The organism is Streptomyces sp. AA1529, from assembly GCF_000280905.1.
Lineage (GTDB): Bacteria > Actinomycetota > Actinomycetes > Streptomycetales > Streptomycetaceae > Streptomyces.
Window position 1 is genome coordinate 244,980 of record NZ_ALAP01000092.1, and the last position, 26,326, is coordinate 271,305.

The window sequence follows — 26,326 nt, forward strand, 5'->3', positions numbered from 1 at the left end:
TGATCTGTGTGGACTCCACTGCATCATTCGGCATTTGACTCCTGGGATGCAGAACGTTACTCACTGTGGAAAAGGCAGGCTAGCCGCGGAACGCGGTCCCTGGCCGGATAACGCGACGGTGAGTGAGGAAGCTCCATGAACGCGCCCGCTGCCGATGACAGCCGGATGCGGACGCTGGTCCGCAGTGATGATCTGGACGAGACACGCGAGATGATCAGCACCGCGTACAGCCCCTACGACCTGCGCGTTCTCAACAAACCGCAGGACTTCTCCGCGTGGTACGCGGAGGGCGGCTTCCCCGGGGTCACTCTCTCCGCGTTGAGCTACGGCACGGAGACGCTCGTGGCGCCCGAGCCGCTGACGACGTATCTGCTGATCTGCCAGGTGCACGCGGGCCGGGTGCGGGTGGAGTCGCCGGGGCGTGAGGAGCAGTTCGTCGACACCGGGGAGACCTACATCCTCGACCCGCACCGGAGGTTCAAGGTCTTCTGGGGCGCCGGGGCCCGGATGACCACGCTCCGGCTCTCCCGGGAGGCGGTGGACCGGGCGGCGGGCGAGGCGCTGGGGCACGAGGAGCCGGTCCGGGCCCGGTTCGCGCTGGGCGGCGCGGTCTCCGCTGCGGCGGCGGAGAGTTGGTCGGGAGTGTCCGCGGCGGTGCACCGGGAGGTGATGACCGGCGGTGTGGCCCGCAGCAACCCGCTCGTCGCGGAACAGCTCGCCCGGACGGCTGCCGCGACTCTGATGGCGACCCATCGTCTGCTGCCGGCCTCGGAACCGGTGCGGCACGTCGGGAACGTCGCCCACCCGGCCGTGCGCAGGGCGATCCAGCTCATGGAGGAGCGCAGCGACCAACCGCTGTCCCTGTCGGACCTCGCGGTGGCGGCCAGGCTCAGCCCCCGTGCCCTGCAGGAGGCGTTCCAGCGCTACGTGGGCCGGACACCACTGGCCCATCTGCGGGAGATCCGTCTGGAGCGCGCCCATCAGGATCTGCTCGCGGCCGACTCCGACGGCCCGGTCACGGTGGCGGAGATCGCCTTCCGTTGGGGCTTCTCCAACCTGGGCCGGTTCGCGGACTGGTACCGGCGCCGCTACGGGCACGCCCCGTCCCTCACGCTGCGCGCGTGACCAGCGGCGCCCGTGAGCGGGCGCGGGGCGGGGCGCGGGTGCGGCGGGACGGCGCGCCCACGGCTGGCGCAAAAGCACCGTAGCGGAAACTGCGTCCGAAAACGGGCCTGTCCAAGGCGTGCGCCGCCCTCTTTCATACCGGTCGGGGGGAGCGACCCGGAGCACAGGGGCCCCGGCTCCCTCCTGTCCCCCGAAACCGCACACGACGCAAGGGATGCCCATGTCGCGAAGATCCCTCAGGACCGCAGCGGTGGCTGCGGCGTTATCCGCCGGCGTGTTCTCCGCACAGCCCGCCCAGGGCGCCTCCACGGCCCTCGCCGACCCGCCCGACGACCGGATCGTCATCGACGTCGCCACCGTCAACGGTTCCGGCTGCCGCGAAGGAACCGCCAAGGTGGCGGTCGCCGAGGACAACACGGCCTTCACCGTCACCTACAGCGACTACCTGGCCGAGGTGGGGCCGGACTCGAAGCCCACCGACCGCCGCAAGAACTGCCAGCTGAACCTGGTCGTGCACGTGCCGCAGGGCTTCACCTACGCGATCGTCTCCGCGGACTACCGCGGCTACGCCTATCTGCAGCCCGGCGCGACCGGGCTGCAGAAGGCGTCGTACTACTTCCAGGGCTCCCCCGACACCGCGGCCACGAGCCACCCCTTCACCGGCCCGCAGGACGCCAACTGGCAGGCCACCGACTCCACGGACTGGGGGCAGGTGGTGTGGAAGCCCTGCGGTGAGCAGCGCAACTTCAACATCAACACCGAGGTGCGGGTAGATGTCGGCAGCTCCGATCCGACCACGACGAGCTTCATGACGATGGACTCCACCGACGGGGACATCAACACGACCTACCACTTCGCCTGGAAGCAGTGCCCGACCTCCTGAGCGCCCCGGGCAGCCGCTGACCGCCGAGGCCGGCACCGGTCAGCCGGTGCCGCGCCCAACCGGAGAGCGGGCCGTCCGGGACCCTCGGCCCGCCCCTTCGCCGCCGCGCAGCCGGGTGGCGGGGTGGCGGGGTGGCGGGGTTCCTGACGGCACGCCCCTTGCGTCCCGTCCGGCGGGGGCATAACCGGGCGCTAACAGAAAAATGCTATTACCCGAACTCCTCGAATTCCGGAAACCTGAAACCGGTACTTCCCTGGACGCCACGCGCGGGACATCGCGCGTCTTCGGAAACGAGGAACCTTGCGCATCACCAGATTACTCCCCACGCTCATAGCCGCCCTGCTGGCCACTCTCAGCCTCGGCACCGCCGCGGTGGCCCAGGACCACTCCCCCACCGGCCCGGCCGCCACCCGTGCCGCGTCCGCGGCCGGCACCCAGGACGACCGCCCCCAGCCCATCATCGGCGGCGGATACGCGCAGAGCGGGCCGTGGGCCGCCCGGCTGTTCTCCGGCGGAAGACAGACCTGCAGCTCGACGATCATCGCCCCCACCTGGATCCTCACCGCCAAGCACTGCGTCAGCGGCGGCCGGTTGTCCTTCCGCATCGGCAGCCTGGACCAGACGAGCGGCGGCACCACCGCCAACGGCGTCCAGGTCTCCACCCACCCCTCCGCCGACCTGGCACTGGTCCGCCTCGACCGGTCCGTCCAGGCGACCTACGCCCGACTCGGCCAGCCGGGCTCGGTGTCGGTCGGCCAGACCGTGCAGGTGTACGGGTGGGGCGCCACGTCCCGCTGCGGCCAGGAGATCAACTGCCAGTCCCGCTACCTGAAGTACGCGAACGTCGTGGTGACCGGCGGCTGCCAGGACGCCTACTACGGCTCGGCGATCTGCGCCCGGCGCGGTGACGGCATCACGGCGGGCGGCGACTCGGGCGGCCCGATGATGGCGAACGGCGCGCAGGTCGGCGTCGCCTCCACCAGCGACCGGCAGTCGAACACGGCGTACACCAACGTCACGCGGTACCGCTCCTGGATCCGGTCCGTCGCGGGCGTCTGAGCGGCCGGGACCGACCGGTGCGGCCGCCGGTTCCCCGTGCCGGACCACGCGCGGGGAACCGGCGGCAGAGCACCCGGGGACGGAACACGGCGTCCGCTGCGGTCAGGGACGGCCCGCCGCGGGGGGACCGGCGGTCATCATGGAGACCAGAGCCCCGGGGCTGTCCGGGCCGAAGAGCAGGTCGAGCCCGGCTGCGGACTCGGCGGCCCGCTCCGCGCTGCGCGGGAAGAGAGCCTCCTCGTAGACGGTGAGGGCCTTCTCCCGGTCGCCGGGGTGGGCGGCGAGGGCCTGTGCGAGCTCGGCGCCGTCCAGCATCGCGAGGTTGGCTCCCTCGCCCGCGAACGGGGACATCAGATGGGCGGCGTCGCCCAGCAGCGTGACGCCCGGCACCCGCTCCCAGCTGTGGCCTACGGGCAGCGCGTGGATCCGGCGCGGGACCAGGCGGCCGTCGGCCTCGGCGAGCAGCGCGCGCAGACTCGGGTGCCAGTCGGCGAAGCACTCCAGGACCGCCTCCTTGGCGGCCTGCGTGTCGGTGAAGTCGATGCTGTCGAGCCAGGATTCACGGGCCCGCACGGCGACATACACGTGCAGGCTGCCGTCGGGCTCCCGGTGCGCGAGGAAAGCCCGGCCGTCCTCCGGCGCGAAGAACATCCCCCCGCCCAGCAGCGCCGCCGCCGCGGGGTGGCGGACGTCGGCCTCGAACAGGTCGAGTTCGACGAAGGAGACACCGGTGTAGGCGGGCAGGGCGGGCGAGAGCAGCCGGCGGACCCGCGACCAGGCGCCGTCGGCACCGACCAGCAGGTCCGTCGTGACGGCACCGCCGTCGGCGAACGTCACCTCGTGGCGGCCGTCGTCCAGTGAACGGACGGTGTCGGCCTTGGCGTTCCAGCGGACGGTGCCCGCCGGCAGCGCGCCGAGCAGCAGGTCCCGCAGCCGGCCGCGGTCCACCTCGGGGCGGGCGCCGGTCCCGTCGTCCTCCTCGGCCAAGCGGAGGGCGGCGTCCTTGCCGACGATGCGCAGCTCCTGGCCGCCCGGATGGATGATGCGTTGGAACCCGGCGGTCAGACCGGCTGCCTCCAGGGCGACCTGTCCGTTCTCCTCGTGGATGTCGAGCATGCCCCCCTGCGCGCGGGCGTGCGGAGAGGCGTCGAGATCGAAGACGGCCGCCTCGATGCCGTGTACATGCAGGACGCGGGCGAGCACGAGTCCGCCGAGGCCGGCGCCGACGACGACTACGGGGTGATGCAGAGACATGGGAGTCACCTCACGGGTGGTGAGAACTGGGCCCCGGCCGGAGTCAGGCACGGGGAGTGTGGCGGATGCCGTCCAGAAGCACGCGGAAGGCCCATCCGAGCCGCTCCTCGGGAGTGCCGGTGAACAGCTCGGCGCCGAGAGCGGCGAGCCGCGGATGGGTGGTGCCCGAGATGTCGGCCAGTGCGGTACCGGCCGCCTGCGGCCATGCGGCTGCTCCGGCTCTCTCGGCCTCGTCCCGGGTGGCGTGCTCCGCGGCTGTGGCGGTGGCGGTCTGCAGCAGGAGATCGACTCCCCAGGCCGCCCGGTCGTCGGGGACGCCGCCCTCGTGGAGCAGCCTCAGCAGCGTCTCCAGCAGGGCGAGGTAGTGCGGCCCGGACGGCTGGACGGCGAGGGCGGCGCGGGCCAACTGCGGATGCGCGAAGAGGACGCGCGTGCAGGAGCCCAGGACGGCCACGGCGCGCTCCTGCCAGTCGCCGCCGGGCACGGCGGGATCGAGGTCGACCTCGGCCAGCAGCCCGTCCAGCACGGCCGCGTGCAGTGCGGCGGTGTTGTGCACATAGACGTAGAGCGAGGCGGGCCCGGTGTCGAGCTCCCGCGCCAGCCGTCGCATCGTCACCCGCTGCAGGCCTTCGGCGCGCATCAGCGCGACGGCGGTGGCGACGATGCCCTCTCTGCTGAGAGCGGGCTTGGCGGGCCGCTCCCGGCGGCTGCGGGGCGCGGCGGAGTGCTGTGCGGTCACTCCCACAGTATGACGAACATGTTCGTCACGAACAAGTTCGCCCCTCTGTCGCCGGGAACAGGCCGCCACGCGGCGCGGAGCCGACCGCCCGGTGGCATGTCGCTGCGGCCGGAGGGGGGAATCGGACATGCCCCCCGCACGGCCGCCCCGCCCCGATGGTCACGGCACGGCGCCGCCCCGCGCGGGAGCCACCGCGCCCACCGCGACACGGCGCGCTCACGGCTCCGCGCGCCAGACGAGGGTGTAGCGCCAGAAGAGGCGGCGGCGCAGGTGCACGCCGGGCAGGATGCGGCGGGCCTCCCGGGCGATCTCGGCGAAATCCTGCTCCGGCGGGCGGGCCGGGGCCGTCATCGAGAGCGGAGGCGGCGCAGTGCGCCCCCTGTTGCGGCACCAGCCCGCGGCGACGTTCAGCGGAACCGAGGCTGCGCCGAGTGCGTGGTCGCCGGCGCTCCGCGCCCGGGCGCAGCCGACGACCACCAGCGTGCCCCCGGGCGCCAGCCGGCGGCGGAACGCGCGGAGTGCCTCGCCGAGCGGCAGGTGGTGGAGGACCGCGACGCAGGTGAGGACGTCGTACGGTCCGGCGGGAAGCCCGGCGGGTGCGTCCGCGACCGCGAAGGCCACCGGAGCCGCCGCGGGGGTCGCCGCCGCTGCCCGGGCGGTGAGCACCGGGTCGGCGTCGACGGCGTGCACCTCCCGGGCGCGCGTCGCCAGCAGCCTGGCCAGGTCGCCGCTGCCGGAACCGACGTCCAGGGCGCGGTCGAAGCGCCGGGGGATTCGGCGCAGGATCCAGCGGTGGTAGTGCGCGTTGTGGTCCCAGGGGTGCGCCGCGTTGAAGCGGTCCAGTGCGGCCAGGATCCGGTGCGGCAGGGGCGTCATGGAGCAAGTCCACCACCTCGCCGGGCGGGTGGGCCCGGTCTCCGCCCGTCAGCGCGAGCGGGAGCGGGAGCGGGACCGAGGCCGGATGCCGCGGCGGACCCGGGCCGGAGCCGGTGCCGGGTCCGGGGGTGCGGACGGCCTGCGGTGCGCCCCGTACCGGAGGGCGCACCGCGCCTGCGGCTCAGGCCGGCGCCGGCACCTGGTCCTTCGGGGTCTGCTCGCCTTCGTCCGCGCCCCCGGCCGCCCGCACCGCCGGGATGACGGCGGCGATCACGGCGGCGACGAGGGCGACTCCGCAGCCGATCAGCAGACCGGTACGGAATCCGGTCTCCGAGGCGAGTCGGTGGCCGCCCATGGTGATGGTCAACTGCGCGAGCACCACACCGATCACGGCCGAGCCGATGGTGGTGCCGAGTGAGCGCATCAGCGTGTTGAACCCGTTGGCGGCGGCCGTCTCGGAGAGCGGTACCGAACTCATGATGAGGGCGGGCATGGCACCGTAGGCGAGGCCGACCCCGCTGTTGATCACGATGCCGACGACCATCAGCCCCCAGGCGGAGTCCATCAGCGCCAGGGACAGTCCGTACCCGGTGGAGATCACCAGGGCGCCGCAGACGAGGGCGAGTTTGGGACCACGCGCGTTGATCAGCTTCCCGCCGAGCGGCGAGACGATCATCATCATCACGCCGCCCGGGGCCATCCACAAGCCGGTGGCCAGCATCGACTGCCCCAGGCCGTACCCGGTGATCTCGGGGAACTGCAGGAGCTGGGGCGCGATCAGCATGAAGGCGTACATGCCGACGCCGACCAGGATCGACGCGACGTTGGTGAGCAGCACCCGCGGCCGGGCGGTGGTGCGCAGGTCGATCAGTGGATCCCGGGTGCGCAGCTCCCAGACCCCCCAGGCGGCGAGGGCCGCTGCGGCGACGATGAACAGGCCCAGCGTGGTTCCCGAACTCCAGCCCCAGTCGGCACCCTTGGAGATCGCCAGCAGCAGGCACACCAGGCCGACGGCGAGACCGAGTGCGCCGGGTGCGTCGAAGCGCTGCCCCTTGGCGCCGGCCGGGACATCCGGGACCAGGAACCAGATCAGTGTGCCGATCAGCAGAGCGAGCACGGCCGAGCCCCAGAACAGGGCCCGCCAGTCGGCGTACTCGGCCACTGCCGCGGCGACCGGCAGCCCGATGGCACCGCCGATCCCCATGGAGGCGCTGACCAGGGCGATGGAGCCGCTGAGTTTCTCGGCCGGCACCACGTCGCGCAGCAGCGCGATCCCCAGCGGCACCATGCCCATGCCCATGCCCTGCAGTCCCCGGCCGACGATCATCGGGAGGACGGAGGAGGAGAGGGCGCACACCACCGAGCCGGCCACGAGCGGAACGGCGCAGATCAGCAGCATCCGGCGTTTGCCGATGAGATCGCCGAGGCGGCCGGAGACCGGCACGCACACGCCCGCGACCAGCAGCGTGACGGTGATCACCCATGCCGCGTCGCCGGGTGTGGTGTGCAGGATCCGCGGCAGTTCGGCGATGAGGGGGGTCACCAGGGTCTGCATGACCGCGGCGACGGTGCCGGCCAGCGCGAGCGTGGCGACGACGCCGCCAGTGCGGGAGGTCGGCTGGGGACCGTCCATGACGGGACTCCTCTGCGGGTTCGGGGTTCCACCGGTACGGAGCGGTGGCGCACGGTCGGATTGGATGTGCATCATACATATGATGTGCATCAGCCATATCGCATGCGCCATGCACCCTGCGTGATACACAGGACCACTGGAGGCACGCTCGGCCGCCCGGCGCGCGGCCCCCGAGGGAGGCACATGGACGAGGCCACGCGCCAGGTCGAGTACGAGCAGATGCTGCTCAGCCGCTACCTCCACCTGCACAAGTCCAAGGGGCGGCGCAAGGACAGCACACTCGACCGCAGCGCCTACATCCTGCTCAGCCGGATCCGGATGCAGGGGCCGATGTCCATCGGCCAGCTCTGCGACGCCTTCGGCCTCGACGCCTCCACCCTCAACCGACAGACGGCCGCCGCCGTGCGCGCCGGACTCCTGGAGCGCATCCCCGACCCGGACGGCGGCATGGCCCGCAAGTTCCGCACCACCGCCGAAGGCGAGCAGCGGCTGGACGAGGAGCGCGAAGGCACCGTGCGCAGCCTGGAGCGGATCATGGCCGACTGGGACGACGCGGACATCGCCGCCTTCGCCGCCTACCTCAAACGCTTCAACACCGACATCGAACGCCTGGACGGCCGCCCCTGGCCCCGGCCGTAGCGCGGCCGCGCACGCGGCGCACCACCCGCCCGGGGCACCGGGCGGCACCGGCATCCGACCCTGGCCGTACCGAGGTGTCCGCCTGCGGTCCGCCCGGCGGCAGTGCCGTACGGCCGTGGGACCGGGGGGAGTTCGTCCTGCGGCCGGACTCCGGGGGCAGGACACCCGGAAGCATCGGCAGGGTCGGCCCGGACATCTTCCAGGAACCCGGGCACCCGGCATCATCATGTCCGCTGAACATCTCCCGGCCGCGTCCCCGACGGCGCAGGAGCGGTGCCCACGCGACGACGGTCCGGGGGGGGGCACGGTGCCGGGTGTCCCGGTGTGGGCTCGCCGTGCCGCGGTCGCCGTGGTGTGGGTCGCGCTCCCCTCGGGACGGCTCCCGGCGGCGCGGCGGAACGGTTCCCGGCGCTCCGGGCAGCCCCGGGACCGCATCCGGTTCGGCGCTATGCGACCGGGGGTTCGGAATCCGCCGGCTCCCGCGGCGGGTGGGGCGCGGGCTCCTGCTTCAGGGCCCGCGCCTCGCTCCGGAGGATCCGCAGGGACGTGCCGAGTGAACGCGCGGCGCCCGGCAGCCGTTTGGATCCGAAGACGAGCATCGCCACGAGTACCACGACCATCAGGTGCCACGGCTCCAGACCGTTGCGCAGCATCCGCCCCGCCTCCATCCTTCGTCACTTGCTACATTGCGCAACTGTACAACCCTGGAAGCGGTGCGGCCGTCTTCGCTGTCACAGAACGCCGCACGGACGAGGAGCGCGCATGTCGGACCGCCACGCGGGGAAGCCCGCGCACCACAACGGAGGCCGGACGGACCGCCGTCGGCGGCGCACCGGCAGAGCCCGGACGGCCGGACTGCTGACGCTCTCGCTGCTGGTACTGGCCGCCGCCGGAACCGGCTGGTTCCTGCTGCGGCTGAACAGCAACATCTCCACGTTCGATACGGACGGGCTGAGCAGGGAACGCCCGGCGGCCGGGGCCGGCGGCCAGAACGTCCTGGTGATCGGCTCGGACGCGCGCACCGACGGGAACGACCGGCTGGGCGGGGGCCGCAAGGACGACACGGGGCGCTCCGACACCGCGTTCCTGCTGCACGTCTTCCGGGACAGCGAGCACGCGGTGGCCGTCTCCTTCCCCCGGGACACGCTGGTGGAGATCCCCCCGTGCAAACTGCCCGACGGCAGCTGGACAGCGGCCCGCCGCAACACCATGTTCAACGCGGCGTTCTCCGTCGGAGGCAGCCGCGAGGGCAACCCGGCCTGCACCCAGAACACGGTCGAGAAGCTGACCGGGCTGCGCGTGGACCACACCGTCGTCGTCGACTTCCAGGGGTTCTCCGCGATGACCGAGGCGGTCGGCGGGGTGCCGGTGTGCGTGCCCGAAGACCTCTACCAGGGCGATCTGAACCCCAACCGGGGCTCCCGCGGCGCACGCGTCTTCCGGGCCGGCGAGCAGACCGTGTCCGGGCAGCGGGCCCTGGACTACGTCCGCATCCGGCACGGGATAGGCGACGGCTCCGACATCGGCCGGATCAAACGCCAGCAGGCATTCGTCGGCTCGCTGGTCAAGAAGATCAAGGAGAAGGGATTCGGCCCCACGACCCTGCTGCCGCTCGCCGACGCCGCCACCGAGTCCCTGACCGTGGACGAGGGCCTGGGAACCGCAAAGAAGATGGTCGACTTCGCGATGTCCCTCAAGGACATCGACCTGGAGAACACCGAGTTCGTCACCATCCCCTGGCGCTACCAGGGCAACCGCGTCGCCGTCCGCCACCCCCAGGCCGAAAGGCTGTGGGCTGATCTGAGGGCCGACCGGCCCCGGAAGGGGAGCGGCGCTCCCGAAGCGTCCCACGGGCCCGGCACGCCGAGTCCGTCGGCTCCGGCACCCCGGACGCCGGTCTCCGGCACCGGTATCAGCGTCTCCGTCCGCAACGGCACCACCACCCCCGGGCTGGCGGCTGCCGCCGCCGCGGAGCTGCGCGCCCACCACTTCACCGTGACCGGCGTCGGCAACGCGGAGGAGCGCGACCGCACCACCACCGTGCTCACCTACGGCCCCGGCGCCCGGTCGGACGCCGCGAAGCTCGCGCGGGTCCTTCCCGGTGCCCGCCTGGAGCCCGGTGATCCGCCCGGGCTGCGCGTGACGCTCGGCGCCGACTACCGGCCCCCGTCCTCGTCCGGCACCCCGGACCCGGACCCCGGGTCCGGGCGGGGCGAAGCGGAGGAGACCGGCCGCTCGGCCGCCGACGACCCCTGCTCCGACCTCTCCTACGGCTGAACCGCCCCGGCCGGCGGATCCGCGCCGGGGAACCGGCACCGGGGCCCGGCGCGGCCGGGCGAGTCGCTCCCGGCCGGGAAACTCCGCGGGCCGGGGCGGGACTCCGGCGGCCGCGGGGAACTAGGCTGCGGTCGCATGCTGTTCCGTGAGCCGAGACCAGGACGACCGGTGGACGGCACCACGAAGGTCGCACGGTGGCTGCTGGTGCTCTTCCTCGCACCGGTCTGCTGGGGCCTGTTCCAGCTGGCCGGAGCCCTGCCCTCCGCGCAGACGCCGAGATGCCCGGGCACCGTCCTGGACGAGGACGGCGAGGAACTCCCGCAGACGCAGCTGCGTCCCGGGCAGACCTGCCACACCCAGGACGGGCTGCGTCCGACGGGCAGCAGGACGTTCGAGGAGGCCGAGAACCTGCGAGCACAGAAGCAGCGGGAACTGCTCGCGGAGGGCGCGCTGTTCACCTTCTACGGAGCAGGCGGACTGGCGCTGGTACTCGGCCGCCTCGGACCCCCCTGGCGCCGGCCGGAGAGGGGGCAGCACACCCGGTCCGAGACCGACGGCGACACGGGCTGAACCGTCCGGCGGCGCCGATGCCCGGGAGGCGTCCGCGCTACCCGGCAGCGCGGCCGCCCCGCCGCCGGGCGGCGACCAGCGCGGCTCCGTACAGCGCGAGGACCAGGGCGAGCAGTGCGTACGACGCGGCGGTCAGTGCGGTGACCATGCCCAGCGCAGGCCCCAGCGGGGTGAGCGGCAGCACGATACCGACGACCGCGAGGACGGCGGCGGCCAGTTGCACGGGACCGGCCGGTCGCCACCGGCCGATACCGCGGCCGCTGCGCAGCAGCACCATCACCATCGCCTGGGTCAGCAGGTTCTCGGTGAACCACCCGGCGTGGAAGAGCCCCTGGCCCGCTTCGGTCGCCGCCTCCGCCACGGTCCAGGCCAGCACCCCGAAGGTGGCCAGGTCCGCCGCGGCGTTCAGCAGACCGAAGCCGGTGATGAACCGGAGGAGCGCCCCGGGACGCAGCGCGGCGGGCCGGCGCAGTTCGGCAGGCTCCCGGCGGTCGAAGGCGAAGGCGAGCTGCGCGGCGTCGAAGAACAGGTTCTGGACGAGGACCTGCGCGGGCAGCATCGGGACGAACGGGAACAGCAGAGCCGCGGCGAGCATCGCCACGGCGTTGCCCAGATTGGAGGAGAGCGCCACCCGCAGATAGGAGGTGAGGGTGACGCTGCTGTGCCGCCCCGCGGTGACGGCGGGCTCCACCGTGGCGAACGACTGCTCGCCCAGCACCACGTCGGCACTCTCCCGGACGGTGGGCACCGCATCGCGCGGGCACAGTCCCACATCGGCGGAGCGCAGCGCTGCGAGGTCGTTCACACCGTCGCCGAGAAAGCCGGTGGTGTGCCCGGCCGCGCGCAGGGCGGCGACCACCCGGGCCTTGTGCCGCGGAGTGCACCGGGCGAAGACGGTGACGTGCCCGACCGCCTCGGCGAGCGCACGGTCCTCCAGCCGGTCGATGCGGTCGGCCGTCAGCACGCCCTCCGCGCCGGGCTCCAGGCCGAGTTCGCGGCAGACGCGGGCCGCTGTGCCGGGGTGGTCACCGGTGAGGATCTTGACGCCGACGCCCTGGTCCCGCAGGCCCCGCAGTGCCTCGGGGGCATCGGGGGCGAGGGCGTCGCGCAGGGCGACCAGCCCGCGGAAGGAGAGCCCGCGTTCGTCCGCGGAACTGTACGCGTGCGCGCCCGCTCGGGAAGGGCGCTCGGCGGTGGCCACGGCCAGCAGCCGCAGGCCGTCGGCGGCGTGGCGCGCCGCCGATCTGCGCAGTTCCTCACGTTCGGGCTCGGCCAGCACACAACGCTCCAGTACCGCCTCGACGGCGCCCTTGACGACGAGGATGTGCGTTCCCGGACGGTCGGACGCGCGGAGCACCGCGGTCGACAGCCGGCGGACCGGGTCGAACGGCAGCACCGCCACTCCCTCGTACTCCTCCTCCAGGCAGGGGAGGCCGTAGCGCTCGGTGGCGGCGTGCAGGATGGCATCGTCCAGGGCGTCGGCCACCGGGGTCTCGGCGAGCTGGAGCGTCCACAGCGAGTTGCGGGCCGCCCAGCGCAGCACCGCCGCGTCCGGCGCACCGGCCCGATCCACCGCACGGTCGAGGACCGGACGGTCCTGGGTGAGGGTGCCGGTCTTGTCGAGGCAGAGCACGTCCATGGCGCCCAGGTCGTGCAGTGCGGGCAGCCGCCGGACGATCACCTCGCGCTCCCGGGCGAGCGAGGCCGCGCCGCGGGCGAGCACCGCGCCGACCACGACCGGGAGCATCTCGGGAGTGAGGCTGACGGCGACCGCTATGGCGAACGGCAGGATCGCCACGCCCCGGCCGCTGACGGCCGCGTCGGCAGCCAGCACGACCGGGGGTGTCAGCAGCATGAACCGGACCAGGATCCAGGCGGTGCCGTGCAGCGCCCGGTCGAAGGCGCTCTGCCGCGGACGGGTGTGCTGGTGCCCGGCGGCCAGTCCGGTCTCCGCGCCGGTGGCGAGCACCACCGCGCGCCCTCCTCCCGCGAGCACGGTACTGCCCTGGAAGCACAGATGCGGCTCGCCGAAGAGGGCGGTGCCGGTGTCCGGCTCCCCGGACGAGGGCGCGGCACCGGGTTGTCCCGTGCTGGTCCCGCCGCTTCCGGCGGACGCCTGGCGCTTGCCGAGCGGCCCCGACTCCCCGGTCAGCTGCGCCTGCCCGACGACCAGGCCGGTGGAGCTCAGCAGCAGCACGTCCGCGGGCACGAGGTCGCCGGGCCCGAGCCGGATGACGTCTCCGGGTACCAGGTCGGCGACCGGCAGCTCCCTTTCGTCCGGGCGGGCGGCGTAGGTGTCGCGGCGGCGCAGCACGGTGACGGTTCCGGCGACGAGCACACGCAGCCCGGCGACCGAGCGGTCGGCCCGCAGTTCCCCTCCCGCACGCAGCACGCAGCTGACCGTCACCAGGGCCAGGATCACGCACGCGGTCCCCACGGAACCGATCGCGGCCGAGACCAGCCCCAGCAGCAGCAGAACGGCGGTGAAAGGTTCACGCACCCGTTGGACGAGGCGCCGCGCCAGGGAGGGGGTGTGCCAGGCAGGCGGCGTGTTCTCCCCGTGCCGGGCCAGGCGTTCCTCGGCTTCCGCCTCGGTCAGTCCGCGCGGGCCGGTCTCCAGGTGCCGCAGTGCCGTGAGCGGTGCCTGCGCCGCGAGTGCGGTGCCGGCACCCGGCTGCGGGAGCGCCGCCCCCTCCGTGCGGTGGCCGGGTCCCGGAGGCTCAGGCACCGGACTCATACGACCGCAGTCCGTTCACCGGCGCACCCCGGCCGAGGGCCAACTGCCGGACCATCTCGTGCACCACGGTGACGACGGCCGGGTCGTCGACCAGATACACCTGCCGCCGCCCTTCCCGCCGGGACCGCACCAGTCCGGCCAGCTTCAGCTTGGCCAGGTGCTGGCTGACGGCCGGCAGCGTCCCGCCCACCCGTTCGGCGAGGTGGGAGACATCGCACTCGCCCTGGGACAGCGCCCAGACGATGTGCACCCGGGACGGCGAGGCCAACAGGCCGAAGGCGGTGGCGGCCTGCGTCAGCAACTCGGCGGAGGGGTCCTGCCCACCGCCTGCCTCCCGTGCCACCGCTCTCCTCCCGTCCACGCCGTGTCCCCCGTCCGGGCAGCCCGGACCCGCGGAGCACCACAGTGTAGAGCGCGTGCGGGCGGCAGCGATGCCGCGGCGAGCCGGGCGGCGCGCGACGGCAGCCGGGGGCGGTCGTCCGAGAGCCGCAGGCGGTCTGCAACGGTTCGACGGCGACCCGGTGAAACCGTCACCACGCACACGGTGACGGCGCATCCTTGCCTGGACGCCGGGCCGCACTCGGCCGTCGGCGGACCCCAGGAGCCAGAAGGGAAAGAGCCGATGCCCATACCCGTGTGCTCGCTGATCATGAACGAGAACCAGAGAGTCGCTTCCGACGGGGCCTACCACGTGGTGCGCTTCCCGTTCGGCGGAGGCGAGTCCTACGACGCCGAGGGCATGCACCAGGTACGGCAACCGGACGGCTACGACGTCTCCGACTGGCGCGCCGACGACCGATCCGGACTGATCTGGCCCGCCGTCGACGGATGGGGCGTCGTCACCGTCATGATCCAGTGGGAGCCCGGCGACTACAGCGAACTGCGCGACCAGGTCGTACGCGACCCGCTCGGCCTCACCGACGACCCGGTGGACACCACGGCCACGGACCACCGGCGCCCCTCCCCCGGCATGCAGTGCTTCACCAAGCACCATGAGCTCTTCGTGCACCCGGACGTCCCGCTGGCCATCCGCGTCGCCCACAACGACTCCCGGTCCCGGGACCTGGTGCACGCGCAGTTCAAGCTGGCGATCCACACCTGAGCTCCCCGCGCCCGGCCGGAGAACGACCACCGGCCCGGCCGCTCCGCACGTGCGGGGAGCGGGTGGGAGGTGTGTTCCTCCCACCCGCTCCCTGGTGGTTCTGCGGTGTGGTGTGTTGCGGGGTGTGTGTCAGTAGGCGGAGTCGACGTTGTCCATGCTGCCGTAGCGGTCGGCGGCGTAGTTGCAGGCGGCGGCGATGTTGGCGACGGGGTCGGTGAGGTCGTCGGGGGTGCCCTTGACGTGGTACTGGTCGAAGGTGGGCTGGATGACCTGGAGGAGTCCCTTGGAGGGGATGCCCTTCTGGGCGTTGATGTCCCAGTCGTTGACAGCGTTGGGGTCGCCTGCGGACTCGCGGATGATGTTGCGTTTGATGCCGTCGTAGCTGCCGGGGATGTCGTGCTTGGCCATGACGGCGCGTGCCTCGCGGATCCAGCCGTCCAGGTTGTCGGCGTACTCGGCCTTCGCGCCGCTCTTGCCGCTGCCCTTGGCGGCCTTGGCGGCCTTGTCCGCACTCTGCTTGGCGTGGTGGGCCTGGGTGGTCAGGTGCTGGGCGGTGGCGGCGGCCCGGTGGCCGGCCGGGCCGGCGGTGTCGGGGGTGTCGGGGGTGGCGGCGTGGGCGGTGCCGGTCAGGGCGGTGGCGGCGATACCGGCCGCGCCCAGGGCGGTCAGGCCGCCGACGGCCAGCCGGCGGGTGGGGCGGACGGTACTCAGAGCGGTGAGGGTGGTGCGCATGGGGGAGCGGAACCTTTCGCGGGGGGACGTGGCGCCGCACCCGGCACGGGGCTGCCGGTGGTCTGGCTGCGGCGTGGGGCCCACCGTGCGGGAGGCACCCCCCACCCCGGCAACCATGTGACCTACGACCCCGCCTCGTCCCCCGCACCCGCACCCGCACGCCACCCCCACCCCCACCCCGAACCCGGCATACCGGACATACGATGCCGGTTCGTACGTGACGTGGACCCTATGGGCGGCCTCACACCACCCACCCCGCAAAACCCCCGCCCCCGCACCCCCAGTACTCACCCCCACGCACACCGCAACCGGCCGGGAAACCACCGGGATCGCACGTCAAGCTGTCCGGGAGTCCGCCGTGTCCACTCGTCCGGCCAGCTCCAGAAGTTCGTCGACCGGGTCGCCCCGGAGGGCGGCACGGGCCGCCGCAGTCAGCCGAGCGCGGGCAGGGCCCGGAAACGCCAGCTCGTGCGCGCTGTGCGCCGGTTCGGCCGCACCGGCGGCGTACCGGGAGAGTCCGGCCTGCGCCATGGCCCGCACACCCGCTTCGGCATGTCCTGGCAGCGGACGATGGCCGACGACCGGCAGGCCCGCCGCGAGCGCTTGGGCGGCCGTCTGGCCCGCGGCGTTGTCGAGCAGCACATGGGTCGCCGCCATCAGGCCCGGCAGGTCGGTCACCCAGCCGAGCGGCAGCAGGCCGGGATGGCGGGTCGCGCGGTGCCGCAGCCGCGCGTCGTTCCCGCACAGCAGCACCGGGACACAGCCGTGGTCCGCGAGTTGCCGCGCGGTCTCCATCAGCCGGGTGCCGACGCCCCAGGCGCCCGTGGACATCAGTACGGCGGGCCGCTCCGCGGAGAGCGGGCGGGTGTGCTGCGCCGCCGCTGCCACATGCCGGTCCAGCAGGGCCCGCCAGCGGCCCTCGACGTCCCGGGCCCGGAAGAAGCGGGCGGGCACCACCGGTCCCGTGCTCCGCGCGGGGCCTCCCAGCGCGGAACGCACCTGGGCGGCGGCGGCCTCGGTGACGCACAGGTGGAGATCGTTCCCCGGGTGCAGCCAGCCGCGGTGGACGGCGAAGTCGACCACGACGACCGCGGCGGGCACCGCCAGCGCCCCCCTGGCCCGCAACCGCCCGGTCACCTGAGCGCTCAGATGGAAGGTGGGCACGACGACATCGGGGCGCAGCTCCGCGACGGTTCTCAGGAGCGGGCGCTCGGCGAGTGCCGCCAGCGGTGCGCTGCTGGGGCGGGCCCGGGCGCGGCGGCCGTGGCGAGGAAGCTCGCGTACACCGCGCCGTAGAGCTTCGGTGCGTGCCGCACGGTGCCCCGGTAGCCGGTCCGCAGCGCCCGGCCGCTGCCTGCCGGGAGCATGCCGAGGATGTCGCGTACGACCGCCGGGTGCCCGCGGGCCCGCAGCCGGTGCGCCAGTTCGTGCGCGACCGCGTCGTGGCCCGCGCCCATGCTGGCACTCAGCAGCAGGAAGCGGTGCGGCATGGGGCTCCAGGGTCGTCGGCGGGGCGGACCGGCGCGGTCCCGGACCCGCTCGGCCCGGGACAGCGCGCCGGGGCTCTGCGGGCGGCCGGACACGTCCGCAGCCCCTCGGCACGTCCGTAGACCCAGTGTGCTGTCCGCTCGTCGGCGGCGGCGTAGCGACACTCAGCCGTTCCGGCCCGGCGCCGCCGTCCCCCCGGCCTCCGCCGGGCGGCACGGCCCGTCGGCGCGGGGAGCCGAACAGGTGGTTCGGCGGACCCGGGCAGGGCTCCGGGCGGCTGCCGAGCGCGGTTGCCAGCATGCTGGAGCCGGGGCCGGTTGCGCCCCGGTACATGTTCCCGGCCCCGTCGGGGCCCGTACTGCTCACCGGAGGCGTCCGTGTTCGACAGGCTCGGCAGATCCGACGGCCGTCCGACGGATCCGCCGCTCCGGGCCCCTTCGCTGCGGCACCGCTACCGGCGGCATCCGGCCGGCCGGCTGTCGGTGCCCGCCCGCGCCCGGCCGCTCGGGCGCGCACCGTCCGGCACGGAGGCGGACAGCCGGGCGCACCGTCCGGTGGCCCTGGTGACCGGGGCGTCCTCGGGTATCGGCGCGGCCGTGGCCGAGGAACTCGCCGCCGACGGCTCCTGGCGGCTGCTGCTCAACGGCCGGGACGGGGGACGGCTGGAGCAGGTGGCGACCCGGACCGGCGGAGTGCCACTGGCGGCGGATCTGGCCGACGCGCGGTCCCGCACGCAGCTGGCCGAGGAGGCCCTGGTGCACAGCGGCAGGGTGGACGCGCTGGTGGCGGGTGCGGGCATCGGCTGGGCGGGGTCGTTCGCCGCGATGCCCCCGGAGGACATCGACGAGGTGCTGGCGCTGAACCTGAACGCGACGCTGCACCTGGTGCGGCTCCTGCTGCCCGGCATGGTGGACCGGCGCTGCGGACAGGTGGTGCTGATCGGTTCCATGGCGGGCAGTGTCGGGGTGCGGGGCGAGGCGGTGTACTCGGCGACGAAGGCCGGGCTCGCCGCGTTCGCCGACAGTCTGCGCTACGAGTTGGCTCCGAGCGGGGTGGGGGTCTCGATGGTGCTGCCCGGAGTGGTGGACACACCGTTCTTCCAGCGCCGCGGCGCCCCCTATCGGCGCGACCGGCCGCGGCCGGTACCCGCGGCGCGGGTGGCCGAGGCGGTGTGCCGGGCACTGCGCACGGGCCGCCCCAACGCGTATGTGCCGTCCTGGATGGCCATGCCCGCGTGGCTGCACGGGACGGCCCCGGGGGTGTTCCGCAGCCTGGCCCAGCGCTTCGGCTAGGCGCCCGCGTGCTGTGGACAGCTCTCTCGATCCTGCTGGCGGTACTCGCCGCCATGGGGAACGCGGCCGCTTCGGTGCTCCAGCGGCGGGCGGCGGCGGTGGAGCGGCCGGGCCCGTCCGGGCGGCGGTTGTCGTGGCTGCCGGGACTGCTGCGCCGTCCGGTGTGGCTGTGGGGGGCGGGAACACTGGTGCTGTCGGCGGTGTGCCAGGCGGGTGCGCTGGCGACGGGGCCGCTGGCGGTGGTGCAGCCGGTGATGACGACGGAGCTGCTGTTCACCCTGATGCTGGGCGGCCTGGTGTTCCGGCAGCGGCCCGGCGGGCGGGCATGGGTGGCCTTCGCGGCGATGGTGGTGGGGCTGGCGGCGTTCCTGTGGCTGGTGTGGCCTTCTGGCGGGGCGGCCGCTGTGCCCTCCGGCCGCTGGATGGTGATGGCGCCGCTGGTCGTCGCGCTGGTGGTGGTGCTGGTCGTGGTGGCCTTCCGGCTGCCCTCCGCGCCGCGGGCGACCGTACTGGGCTCGGCCACCGCCGTGCTGTTCGGGGTGACGGCCGCGCTGATGAAGGACGCCATCTCCTATCTGGCGGACGACGGACCGGTGGCGCTGCTGACCGCGTGGCAGACCTACGGGGTGGCCGTCGCGGGCGGAGCGGGGTTCCTGCTGCTGCAGATGACACTGCACGCGGGGACGCTGGTCGCCTCGCAGCCCGCGCTCACGCTGGGGGACGCGTTCTTCAGTGTGGTGCTGGGCGCCGCCCTGTTCGACGAGCGGCTGTCGCTCGGCTGGCGGGTGCTGCCGGAGCTGGCCGCGCTCGCGCTGATCAGTGCGGGAAGTGTGCAACTGGCCCGGTCGCCTGCGGTGGCGGGCACCTCCGGGAAGGAGATCTGGTGAACCGGCCGCGCCTGCTGACCGCGCTGGCGGCCGCGCCGGCAGCCGTCGCGGCCGCGAACATCGTGCCGGCCGCCACCTGGCTGCCGCCGGTGCGGGCCGCGTTCCGCCCGGAGCTGGACGGGCGCGGCCGGGCCGACCACATCGCGCTGACCTTCGACGACGGACCGGACCCCCGTTCCACCCCGGCCTTCCTGCGGGAGCTGGACCGGCTGGGGCTGCGGGCGACGTTCTTCCTCCAGGGCGCCGCCGTACTGCGCCACCCCGCTCTCGTACGGTGCATGGCCGCCGAGGGCCACGAGCTGGCGGTGCACTGCTGGGAGCACCAGCCCCCCTGGTTCCCGCGCCCGGCCGCCGACCGCCATGACCTGGAGCGGGCGCTGGCCGCCGTGCGGGAGACCGCCGGGACGGAGCCGCTGTGGTACCGGCCCCCCTACGGGGTGCTCACCGCGACCCGTTGGTGGGCCGCCCGGCGGCTGGGACTGCGGCCGGTGCTGTGGACCGCCTGGGGACGCGACTGGCAGGCGGGTGCCGGACCCGACAGCGTCCTCACCGCGCTGCGCGCGCGCCTGAGCGGCGGGGCGACCGTCCTCCTGCACGACAGCGACCGCAACAGCGCTCCCGGCTCCTGGCGGGTCACGCTGGCGGCCCTGCCCAGGCTGGTCGCCCTCTGCCGGGCCGCCTCCTGGCGTATCGGTCCGCTGGCGGAACACGGGCCGGTGGCGGTGACCGCGAGGAGGGCCGGGGGGACGGCCGGGGCGGAGCGGTCGCCGCTCACGGACTGACGGGCCCGCACCGCCGATCGGGGACACCGGGCCTCCGGCCCGGTGCCGGGGAGCGCGGCGGACGGTGCCACGGGTCAGCGGTCCTGCGCCGCCGCGAGGGCGTGGACCACGTCGGCCGACGCCGGGTAGAGCGCACGGTAGAGGGCGTAGAACTCCTCGTACCTGCCGGTGGTTCCGGAGTGCGGTGCGACGGTCCCGCGAACGGGGTTCCAGGTGTCGGCGGAGGCGTCGGTCACCAGTTGCGCGGCGAGCAGCGCGCCGCCGTAGCAGGCTCCGACGGAGGTGGTCCGCAACTCCTGGGACCTGCCGGTGACATCGGAGACGATCCGGGTCCACAGCCCGCCCTGGGTGCCGCCGCCGACGGCGACGATCCGGCGGATGTCCCCGCCCGCCCGCTCGATGGCCTCGATGTTGTGCCGGACGGCGTAGGCGGTCGCCTCGAGCGCGGCACGGTAGAGGTCGCCACGGGTGTGGCTCAGCGTCAGGCCGGCGAGGACGCCGCGGGCGTGCGGATCCATGACGGGGGTGCGCTCGCCGGCGAAGTAGGGCAGCATCAGCAGCCCGTTCGCGCCGGGAGGCGAGGCTTCGGCGAGCCGCAGCAGCTCCGCGTAGTCCGGGGTGCCGAACAGCTCCCGGAGCCAGCCGGTGACGGCACCGGAGGTGGCCGTGCCGCCGGCCAGACTGCGGGTGCCGGGCAGGGCTCCGACGGTGCTCCACAGCGCCGGGTCGGTGAGCAGGCCGGGCACGGTGTGGATGAGGAACATGGTGGTGCCGTACATCAGCATCAGGTCGCCGGGCCGGTGGGCGCCCACGCTCAGTGCCTCGGCCCAGGCGTCCACGGTGCCGGTGACGACGGGGATGCCCGGGGGCAGTCCGGTGCGGCGGGCGGCCTCGTCCGTGACGGCGCCCGCGGCCTCACCGGACCAGCGCAGCGGAGGCAGTTCGAGTCCGGGGGCGACGCGGTCGGCCCAGGGCGCGTACCACTGGTGCGCGACGGTGTCGTAGAGCGGGGTCGTCTGGCTCGCCGTGTGGTGGTCGAGCACGTAGCTGCCGGTCAGCTTGCGCACGAGCCAGGAACTGGAGGTGTAGAACCTCCTGGCGCGCGCGTACAGCTCCGGTTCCTCGTCCGCGATCCAGGCGATCTTGGCGCCGGCTGCCTGGCTGCTCAGGTCGGAGCCGCAGCGGCGCCGGATCTCCTCGGTGCCCAACTCCGCTCCGAGGCGGGCGATCTGGTCGACGGAGCGGGTGTCGACGCCGTAGAGGATCGCGGGGCGGAGGGGCACGTCGTCGGCATCGGTGAGCAGGACGCAGGGGCCCATGCCGCTGACTCCGACGGCGACGGGCCGGGCGTCGGCCGCGCCGGTCAGCTCCCGGGAGAGGGAGGCCAGTTCGTCCCACCAGACACCGGCGTCCATCTCCACCCGCCCCGGAGCCGGCCGGTCGACGGTGTGCTCGCGCACGGCGGAGGCCAGCAGCGTGCCGTCCAGCCCCACCAGTACGCCCTTGCTGCTGGAGGTGCCGATGTCCACACCCAGGACTGCGTTGAGCGCCATGGCGGCAGGCTTCCAGGGATCACCGGCAGGGTCAACGTTTTCCCTGCTCAGCGAAGCGTGACCGGTCGGGCGCGGCGGCCGGCGGGTTGGCGCGGCGGGTGACCCGCCGCGCGGGCGGCGGCACGGAGGAGGCCGGGCCGCGGCAGGTTCGGCCGATGCCGGGGACGGGCACCATGTCCCGGATGACGGCATTCCGCAGTTAGTTGACCAAGTGTCAAGGTATGCGCAGTTTTCCGGCCGTACGGCGGGGGAGGCAGCAGGCGAACCATTCGAAGGGCACCGCCCTCGGCCAAGGAGCACCACATGACACCGGTCACCGTACGGCCCCCCAGGGCCGCGGCCAGGCTCGCCGCTCTCACGCTCGCGGCGCTGACGCTGCTGTCCCTGCCCTCGGCTGCCACCGTGGCCGCCGTCGGCGCCGCCACCCCGCCGGGCCTGAGCTGCCACACCGGCAAGCACCACAACGACGAGTACACCGGCTACGCCCTGTGCAGGAACAACGGCAGGGCGACGCGGACCTTCTGGGTCCATCTGGTCTGCGGCTGGAGCCCTGACATCGACGGCGAACATGTCACGCTGCGGCCGGGGCAGTCCGGCCAGTCCACCGCACACTGCAGCGCCCTGGGCAGCGGCATCGGGCGGATCGAGGTGCGCCCCTGACCCCGGCGGTCAGTCGCGCCCCGGCTCCCGGGCGGCCCCCCGGACCGACGCCGCGAACCGGTGGGCCAGCTTCCGCCACACCGGCGTCGAGGTGACGGCGTCCTCGCTCGCCCGGCGGTGGAGCTCCGCGCGATCGAGGCCGCGCTCGGCACGGCCCGCCAGCTCCCAGGACAGGATCCGGTCGGGCGAGGTCTCCGGGTGGAACTGGACTCCCCAGGCCCGCTCCCCCACCCGGAACGCCTGGTAGGGGCAGCGCTCGCTCCGCGCGAGCCAGGCGGCGCCGGGCGGGAGCGCCGTGATGGCATCCACATGCCGCTCGACCGCCGTCACCGGGGAGGGCAGGTCGTGGAAGAGCGGATCGCTCCGCGCCTCGGCCCGCAGGGTGAGCGGGGTGCTGCCGATCTCGGGCTCACCGTGCTCCGCTGCGACCTCTCCCCCGGCGACGTGGGCCAGCATCTGCCCTCCGAGGCAGATGCCGAACACCGGCGCCCCCGTGTCGAGCGCCTCGGCCACCAGGGCGCGGGTGGGCGCCAGCCACGGGGCACGTGCGTCGTCGTCGGGCAAAAATCCGCCGCCGAGCACCACCAGGGCACCGCCCGCAAGCCGCGAGGGGAGCGGCGCCCCTTCGTGGGCCGGGACGGTCCGGACGGCGACGCCCGCTTCGGCGAGCCAGTCGCCGAACCGTCCCGGCCCGCCCTGCGGGGTGTTCTGCACCACCCATGCTGTCGCCGCCACCGCGCCCGCCTTCCGTTCGAAATCCGCACCGGCCGCCGCGTTCCGGTCCTGACCCGGACCCGGGTACCGGCCGGCCCGGCTTCCGCGCCATGGTGACACGGCCCCGCGGCCCGGTCACCGGCACTCCGTACGCCGGTCACTGCCGGGCGGCGGACTCCGCCGCGCCGTACATGCGGGGTGACCGCACGAGCGAGGGCCGGACAGGGTGCGTGCCCTGTCCGGCCCTCGCTCCGTGCACGGCGCCTTGCGCATTGCTCCGGTCGCCGGCGCGGCCGTTTCAGATACGGCCGCGGGTCCATCGCGTCACGGGGCCCGCGCTGCTGCGGGCGGTCCTCCGCCCCAGCGCGAACGCCCCCGCCAGCAGGGCGAGGAGGCCGCCGGCCGTGCCGGCGGTGAGGTTCCTGCGCTCCTTGACAGCAGTCGCACCGGCGGCAGCGGCCGCGCCGGCCTTGGCCCCCGCGGACACCAGGGTGTCCTTGGCGGCCTCGCCCTTCGTCCTCAGGTTCTCTCCCGCGGAGTGCGCGCCTTCGCCCGTGGCGGCGCCATGGGCGCCGGGTCCGGCTCCGTTCGCCGTCACGGTCTCGACCGCGCTCTCCGCGCCGCGTCCCTTGGAATTCTTCACCGGGTCAGCCATGCCGCTGCGGGTGACCGCACAACGCGGCCCCAAACCGTGCGATGTGCTTCCGCGTCCGTCGGTCAGCCGCCGTACATCCCGCGGAACACCACGAAGCCGAGCACCATGCCGATGACGAGCCCGGCGACGGACACCCCGATCGCGACCGGTGCGAGCCGCTCCTGTTTGGACTTGGCGACGAAGCCGCAGACCATGCCCGCTATGCCGAAGCCGGGCGGGCAGAATATGAAGGCCACGGCACCGAGCACGATCCCGACGATGCTCAGCGTGTTGGAATCGTTGGCAGGCGGCGGACCTGGCTGGTACGGCTGATTGGGCGGACCTGAGTACGACACTAATTCCCCCTCCAGGGTTCGGTTCCGCCACCCTATGGAGTGAGAGCTGTGCTGGGTAGCCTGTGTGACAGCTCTGCAACCCGGCCTTGATCAGGGCGTGGCTGGTGCAACCGGGTGCGAACAGCCGGGGGAGCCGTCCGCCGCGGCGTCGGCGAACCCCCGGAGGCCGGTGAGGAGCGCTTCGCGGTCCGCGGCGGGCATGGCGGCCAGGATGCCGAGCAGGGCCTCCTCGCGGCGCTCGCGCAGATCGTGCAGATGCGCCCTGCCCTGCGGAGTCAGCCGCAGTTCCAGCTCGCGTCCGCTGGTGGGACTGGGTGAGCGCGCGACGAAGCCGATCGCCTCCAGCCGGTCGCAGAGTCTGCTGACCGACGACGGCGCGGAGCCCAGCGCTTCCCCCAGCGCCCGCAGGTTCATCCCCTCGTCGCGGTCGACGCAGTACATGACGCGCAACTGAGACGGGGACACCGGCGCGCGGGCGGTCGCGTTCCGGCCCTGCTCCCAGAGCACTTCCAGCAGTTCGATGATCTCGCCCGCGCGCTGTCCGGCCTGCTGGGCGCAGCCGCCGGGCAGTGAGGGATCCCCGCCCATATCAGTACCACTCCCTAACGGCGGCACGGCCAGACCGGGATCGGCCCGCCGGCCCCGCGTCGGTGCCCGCTGCGCGGCGGGGCTGCTTCCACCGGCCCACTGCGGCGTCCGTCATCGGCAAGCCTCTCCCTGAGCACCCCGTATGCCCGGTCGGCGGCCATGTCATGCCCGGCACCGGCCGCGCCACGGCACCCGGCGGGCAGTACCGGCGCTGCGGCAGCGTCAGGGCACGTCCGGCCCCGTGCCGGGCGGCGGCTGCCGGTGGGCGGCGGCGAGCCCGCGGGACAGGCCGGGCCGGGTGGAGCGGTCCCGCTCGGCTCGGGCGCCGCTGGCGCGGGCGTTGAGAAGCGAGTCGAAGAGGGCACGCCCCTCCAGCAGCGCGGCGCGCATGTCCTCGGTCTCCGCCGCGTTCGGGCCCGACGCGCCCCCGGCCCGCCGCGCGTCGCGGAGTTGCCGGTATCCCTGGACCCGCCGGGCGTGGTGCACCGAGAGCGCGGCGAGGCGTTCCTCGAACGACAGCCCGGCGGGGTAGCCCCGCTCTTCGGCCAGGCGCTCCAGCAGCGTCTCGGCCGCACCGAGCGCCCGGGCCGGGGAGTCGACGAAGTCCTCCTGGACGGCTCTCCACTGCGCGAGGTGGCGCTCCCGCGCGCCGGAGGCGAGCGGGAGCACCGCGAGGGAGCCGTACCGGTCGAGCCTGCCGGCCAGCTCGCGCCGCGTGGTCCGGGTGTCGCCGTGCCGCCGGGCGAGGACACGCGTGTACTCGGGGCCGAAGCGGCGCTCCAGCAGCTGGGCGTCCACGGCGGCCGCCCGGCGCCGGAGGCGGACCGCGATGACGAAGGCGAGGCCCAGGATCACGGCGGTACCGGCGACGAGCAGGAGGATGAACATGTGGGCCTTCTCCCCGGCCCCGACGGGCGGCGCCCGGGAGCCGTACCGAGGGGCGGGCCGCGGAGGAGGGACCCGGCACCTGCCCGGCTTCCCGGACGACGCACCGGTAAACCACGAATCACGGCAGCGCGGGCCAAATCGGCGCCGTGGCCGTCGAGTTGCCGACAGGTCAGTCGATGGATGGTGCGGGCGTGGCGGAGGTGCGCCCCGTTGCCCGCCCTAACCGGTCGTCCGTGTCACGCTCGGGCTCCCCGCTCGCTAGGATCCGGAGCAGATGTCCGGGCACGGGGCCCGGGGAGTGCGGTTGGGGTGAATGGTGAACACAGTTGTCGGTCGAGTCGTCCGTTTCGACGGTGCGCGGGGGTACGGGTTCATCGCCCCCGACCACGGAGGCGAGGACGTCTTCCTGCACGCGAACGACCTGATGATGCCGGAATCGTTCGTGCACACCGGAGTCGCGGTGGAGTTCGAGATCGAGGACGGGGACCGGGGCCTGAAGGCCTCCTCCGTCCGGCTTCTGGACCACTCGGACGTGCCCGGGCCGGAGACCGCTCCGGCTGCCGGGGGCCGGGTCCCGCACGGCCCGGCGGCCTCCCGCGGCGAGGACGGGGAGGATCCGATGTGCGATGTGCTCGGTGTCGCCGAGTACACCAGGGCGGTGACGGAGCTGCTGCTGGAGGCGGCGCCGGACCTGACCGGCGCACAGATCCTCGACATCCGCCGCCGCCTGGTGCAGTTCGGGAAGAGCCACGGCTGGGCCGAGGACTGACCGGACGTGCGGGCCGCGACGGTCCGCCGCGGGCTTCGGCGGGATGTTCCCGGCGGACCCGGCGGCAGGGTCGCTGCAGGCGTGGCGGC

28 protein-coding genes are annotated in these 26,326 nt (G+C 73.9%); 12 read left to right on the plus strand and 16 right to left on the minus strand.

Annotated features, from left to right (window positions below; translation table 11 throughout):
• Positions 1 to 135: 135 nt before the first annotated feature.
• The 3 genes from A949_RS0126915 (at position 136) to A949_RS0126925 (ending at position 3,067) form a co-directional block, all read left to right on the plus strand.
• Entirely contained in the window at positions 136 to 1,125 is a 990-nt protein-coding gene (locus A949_RS0126915) for an AraC family transcriptional regulator (protein ID WP_019359157.1), read from the plus strand.
• Between the two features lie 220 nt (positions 1,126 to 1,345).
• Positions 1,346 to 2,008 carry a DUF4360 domain-containing protein gene (locus A949_RS0126920; protein ID WP_026005076.1) on the plus strand — a complete coding sequence of 221 codons (663 nt, stop codon included), beginning with the start codon at positions 1,346 to 1,348 and terminating at the stop codon, positions 2,006 to 2,008.
• Positions 2,009 to 2,308: 300 nt separating this feature from the next.
• On the plus strand, positions 2,309 to 3,067 hold the full coding sequence (locus A949_RS0126925; protein ID WP_019359159.1) for a S1 family peptidase: 759 nt from the start codon (positions 2,309 to 2,311) through the stop codon (positions 3,065 to 3,067).
• Positions 3,068 to 3,169: 102 nt separating this feature from the next.
• Here A949_RS0126925 and A949_RS0126930 read toward each other — a convergent pair whose 3' ends face one another.
• The 4 genes from A949_RS0126930 to A949_RS0126945 all read right to left on the minus strand — a co-directional run bounded on the left by A949_RS0126930 (position 3,170) and on the right by A949_RS0126945 (position 7,569).
• Complete coding sequence (locus A949_RS0126930) at positions 3,170 to 4,321, minus strand: FAD-dependent oxidoreductase (RefSeq protein WP_019359160.1); 1,152 nt, start codon at positions 4,319 to 4,321, stop codon at positions 3,170 to 3,172.
• Between the two features lie 43 nt (positions 4,322 to 4,364).
• A complete protein-coding gene (locus tag A949_RS0126935) occupies positions 4,365 to 5,060 on the minus strand; it encodes a TetR/AcrR family transcriptional regulator (protein ID WP_019359161.1) in 696 nt (231 codons plus the stop codon).
• 216 nt (positions 5,061 to 5,276) lie between these two features.
• Positions 5,277 to 5,936, minus strand: a complete 660-nt coding sequence (locus A949_RS0126940; protein ID WP_019359162.1) for a class I SAM-dependent methyltransferase — start codon at positions 5,934 to 5,936, stop codon at positions 5,277 to 5,279.
• Positions 5,937 to 6,117: 181 nt separating this feature from the next.
• Positions 6,118 to 7,569 carry an MFS transporter gene (locus A949_RS0126945; protein ID WP_019359163.1) on the minus strand — a complete coding sequence of 484 codons (1,452 nt, stop codon included), beginning with the start codon at positions 7,567 to 7,569 and terminating at the stop codon, positions 6,118 to 6,120.
• A 183-nt stretch (positions 7,570 to 7,752) separates the two neighbouring features.
• Here A949_RS0126945 and A949_RS0126950 point away from each other — a divergent pair, with 183 nt between their 5' ends.
• The gene (locus A949_RS0126950; RefSeq protein WP_019359164.1) at positions 7,753 to 8,208 is read left to right on the plus strand and encodes a MarR family winged helix-turn-helix transcriptional regulator; all 456 of its coding nucleotides are present in this window, start codon (positions 7,753 to 7,755) and stop codon (positions 8,206 to 8,208) included.
• Between the two features lie 446 nt (positions 8,209 to 8,654).
• On the opposite strand, the gene A949_RS34720 is transcribed toward A949_RS0126950, so the two are convergent.
• The gene (locus A949_RS34720) at positions 8,655 to 8,861 is read right to left on the minus strand and encodes a twin-arginine translocase TatA/TatE family subunit (RefSeq protein ID WP_019359165.1); all 207 of its coding nucleotides are present in this window, start codon (positions 8,859 to 8,861) and stop codon (positions 8,655 to 8,657) included.
• A gap of 109 nt (positions 8,862 to 8,970) precedes the next feature.
• On the opposite strand from A949_RS34720, the gene A949_RS0126960 reads away from it, so the two are divergent.
• Together A949_RS0126960 and A949_RS0126965 are read left to right on the plus strand one after the other, a co-directional pair.
• The gene (locus tag A949_RS0126960) at positions 8,971 to 10,485 is read left to right on the plus strand and encodes an LCP family protein (RefSeq protein ID WP_019359166.1); all 1,515 of its coding nucleotides are present in this window, start codon (positions 8,971 to 8,973) and stop codon (positions 10,483 to 10,485) included.
• 168 nt (positions 10,486 to 10,653) lie between these two features.
• Positions 10,654 to 11,055: a hypothetical protein gene (locus tag A949_RS0126965; RefSeq protein ID WP_019359167.1), complete on the plus strand. Its 402-nt coding sequence runs from the start codon at positions 10,654 to 10,656 to the stop codon at positions 11,053 to 11,055.
• A gap of 37 nt (positions 11,056 to 11,092) precedes the next feature.
• Here the strand turns inward: A949_RS0126965 and mgtA are convergent, their stop codons facing one another.
• Positions 11,093 to 13,792 (minus strand): magnesium-translocating P-type ATPase, encoded by a 2,700-nt coding sequence (gene mgtA / locus A949_RS0126970; protein WP_019359168.1) that lies wholly within the window; start codon positions 13,790 to 13,792, stop codon positions 11,093 to 11,095.
• The gene (locus tag A949_RS0126975; RefSeq protein ID WP_019359169.1) at positions 13,776 to 14,135 is read right to left on the minus strand and encodes an ArsR/SmtB family transcription factor; all 360 of its coding nucleotides are present in this window, start codon (positions 14,133 to 14,135) and stop codon (positions 13,776 to 13,778) included. The genes mgtA and A949_RS0126975 overlap by 17 nt, the downstream gene beginning before the upstream one ends.
• A gap of 279 nt (positions 14,136 to 14,414) precedes the next feature.
• Between A949_RS0126975 and A949_RS0126980 the strand changes: the two genes are divergently transcribed.
• A complete protein-coding gene (locus A949_RS0126980; RefSeq protein WP_019359170.1) occupies positions 14,415 to 14,894 on the plus strand; it encodes a hypothetical protein in 480 nt (159 codons plus the stop codon).
• A 129-nt stretch (positions 14,895 to 15,023) separates the two neighbouring features.
• On the opposite strand, the gene A949_RS0126985 is transcribed toward A949_RS0126980, so the two are convergent.
• The 3 genes from A949_RS0126985 to A949_RS39325 all read right to left on the minus strand — a co-directional run bounded on the left by A949_RS0126985 (position 15,024) and on the right by A949_RS39325 (position 17,116).
• Positions 15,024 to 15,626 (minus strand): transglycosylase SLT domain-containing protein, encoded by a 603-nt coding sequence (locus tag A949_RS0126985; RefSeq protein WP_019359171.1) that lies wholly within the window; start codon positions 15,624 to 15,626, stop codon positions 15,024 to 15,026.
• A gap of 336 nt (positions 15,627 to 15,962) precedes the next feature.
• Positions 15,963 to 16,853, minus strand: a complete 891-nt coding sequence (locus A949_RS34725) for an MGDG synthase family glycosyltransferase (protein WP_237735918.1) — start codon at positions 16,851 to 16,853, stop codon at positions 15,963 to 15,965.
• Positions 16,823 to 17,116 (minus strand): hypothetical protein, encoded by a 294-nt coding sequence (locus tag A949_RS39325; RefSeq protein ID WP_237735920.1) that lies wholly within the window; start codon positions 17,114 to 17,116, stop codon positions 16,823 to 16,825. Before A949_RS39325 ends, A949_RS34725 begins: the two co-directional genes overlap by 31 nt.
• Positions 17,117 to 17,491: 375 nt before the next feature.
• On the opposite strand from A949_RS39325, the gene A949_RS0126995 reads away from it, so the two are divergent.
• The 3 genes from A949_RS0126995 to A949_RS38615 are packed head-to-tail and all read left to right on the plus strand — an operon-like array spanning position 17,492 to position 20,075.
• A complete protein-coding gene (locus A949_RS0126995; RefSeq protein ID WP_019359172.1) occupies positions 17,492 to 18,406 on the plus strand; it encodes an SDR family NAD(P)-dependent oxidoreductase in 915 nt (304 codons plus the stop codon).
• Positions 18,407 to 18,414: 8 nt separating this feature from the next.
• Entirely contained in the window at positions 18,415 to 19,293 is an 879-nt protein-coding gene (locus A949_RS38610) for a DMT family transporter (protein WP_019359173.1), read from the plus strand.
• Entirely contained in the window at positions 19,290 to 20,075 is a 786-nt protein-coding gene (locus A949_RS38615) for a polysaccharide deacetylase family protein (protein ID WP_019359174.1), read from the plus strand. Before A949_RS38610 ends, A949_RS38615 begins: the two co-directional genes overlap by 4 nt.
• A gap of 74 nt (positions 20,076 to 20,149) precedes the next feature.
• Here A949_RS38615 and A949_RS0127010 read toward each other — a convergent pair whose 3' ends face one another.
• Positions 20,150 to 21,628: an FGGY-family carbohydrate kinase gene (locus A949_RS0127010; RefSeq protein WP_019359175.1), complete on the minus strand. Its 1,479-nt coding sequence runs from the start codon at positions 21,626 to 21,628 to the stop codon at positions 20,150 to 20,152.
• 303 nt (positions 21,629 to 21,931) lie between these two features.
• On the opposite strand from A949_RS0127010, the gene A949_RS0127015 reads away from it, so the two are divergent.
• Positions 21,932 to 22,288, plus strand: a complete 357-nt coding sequence (locus tag A949_RS0127015) for a hypothetical protein (protein WP_019359176.1) — start codon at positions 21,932 to 21,934, stop codon at positions 22,286 to 22,288.
• A 9-nt stretch (positions 22,289 to 22,297) separates the two neighbouring features.
• Here the strand turns inward: A949_RS0127015 and A949_RS0127020 are convergent, their stop codons facing one another.
• The 5 genes from A949_RS0127020 to A949_RS0127040 form a co-directional block, all read right to left on the minus strand.
• A complete protein-coding gene (locus tag A949_RS0127020; protein WP_106428919.1) occupies positions 22,298 to 23,023 on the minus strand; it encodes a type 1 glutamine amidotransferase in 726 nt (241 codons plus the stop codon).
• 277 nt (positions 23,024 to 23,300) lie between these two features.
• The gene (locus A949_RS38295) at positions 23,301 to 23,657 is read right to left on the minus strand and encodes a hypothetical protein (protein WP_019359178.1); all 357 of its coding nucleotides are present in this window, start codon (positions 23,655 to 23,657) and stop codon (positions 23,301 to 23,303) included.
• A gap of 62 nt (positions 23,658 to 23,719) precedes the next feature.
• Complete coding sequence (locus A949_RS0127030) at positions 23,720 to 23,992, minus strand: hypothetical protein (protein ID WP_026005078.1); 273 nt, start codon at positions 23,990 to 23,992, stop codon at positions 23,720 to 23,722.
• A gap of 90 nt (positions 23,993 to 24,082) precedes the next feature.
• Positions 24,083 to 24,580: a MarR family winged helix-turn-helix transcriptional regulator gene (locus tag A949_RS0127035; RefSeq protein WP_019359180.1), complete on the minus strand. Its 498-nt coding sequence runs from the start codon at positions 24,578 to 24,580 to the stop codon at positions 24,083 to 24,085.
• A gap of 222 nt (positions 24,581 to 24,802) precedes the next feature.
• A complete protein-coding gene (locus tag A949_RS0127040; protein ID WP_019359181.1) occupies positions 24,803 to 25,468 on the minus strand; it encodes a hypothetical protein in 666 nt (221 codons plus the stop codon).
• A gap of 313 nt (positions 25,469 to 25,781) precedes the next feature.
• On the opposite strand from A949_RS0127040, the gene A949_RS0127045 reads away from it, so the two are divergent.
• Positions 25,782 to 26,237 (plus strand): cold-shock protein, encoded by a 456-nt coding sequence (locus A949_RS0127045; RefSeq protein WP_019359182.1) that lies wholly within the window; start codon positions 25,782 to 25,784, stop codon positions 26,235 to 26,237.
• Positions 26,238 to 26,326: the final 89 nt, after the last annotated feature.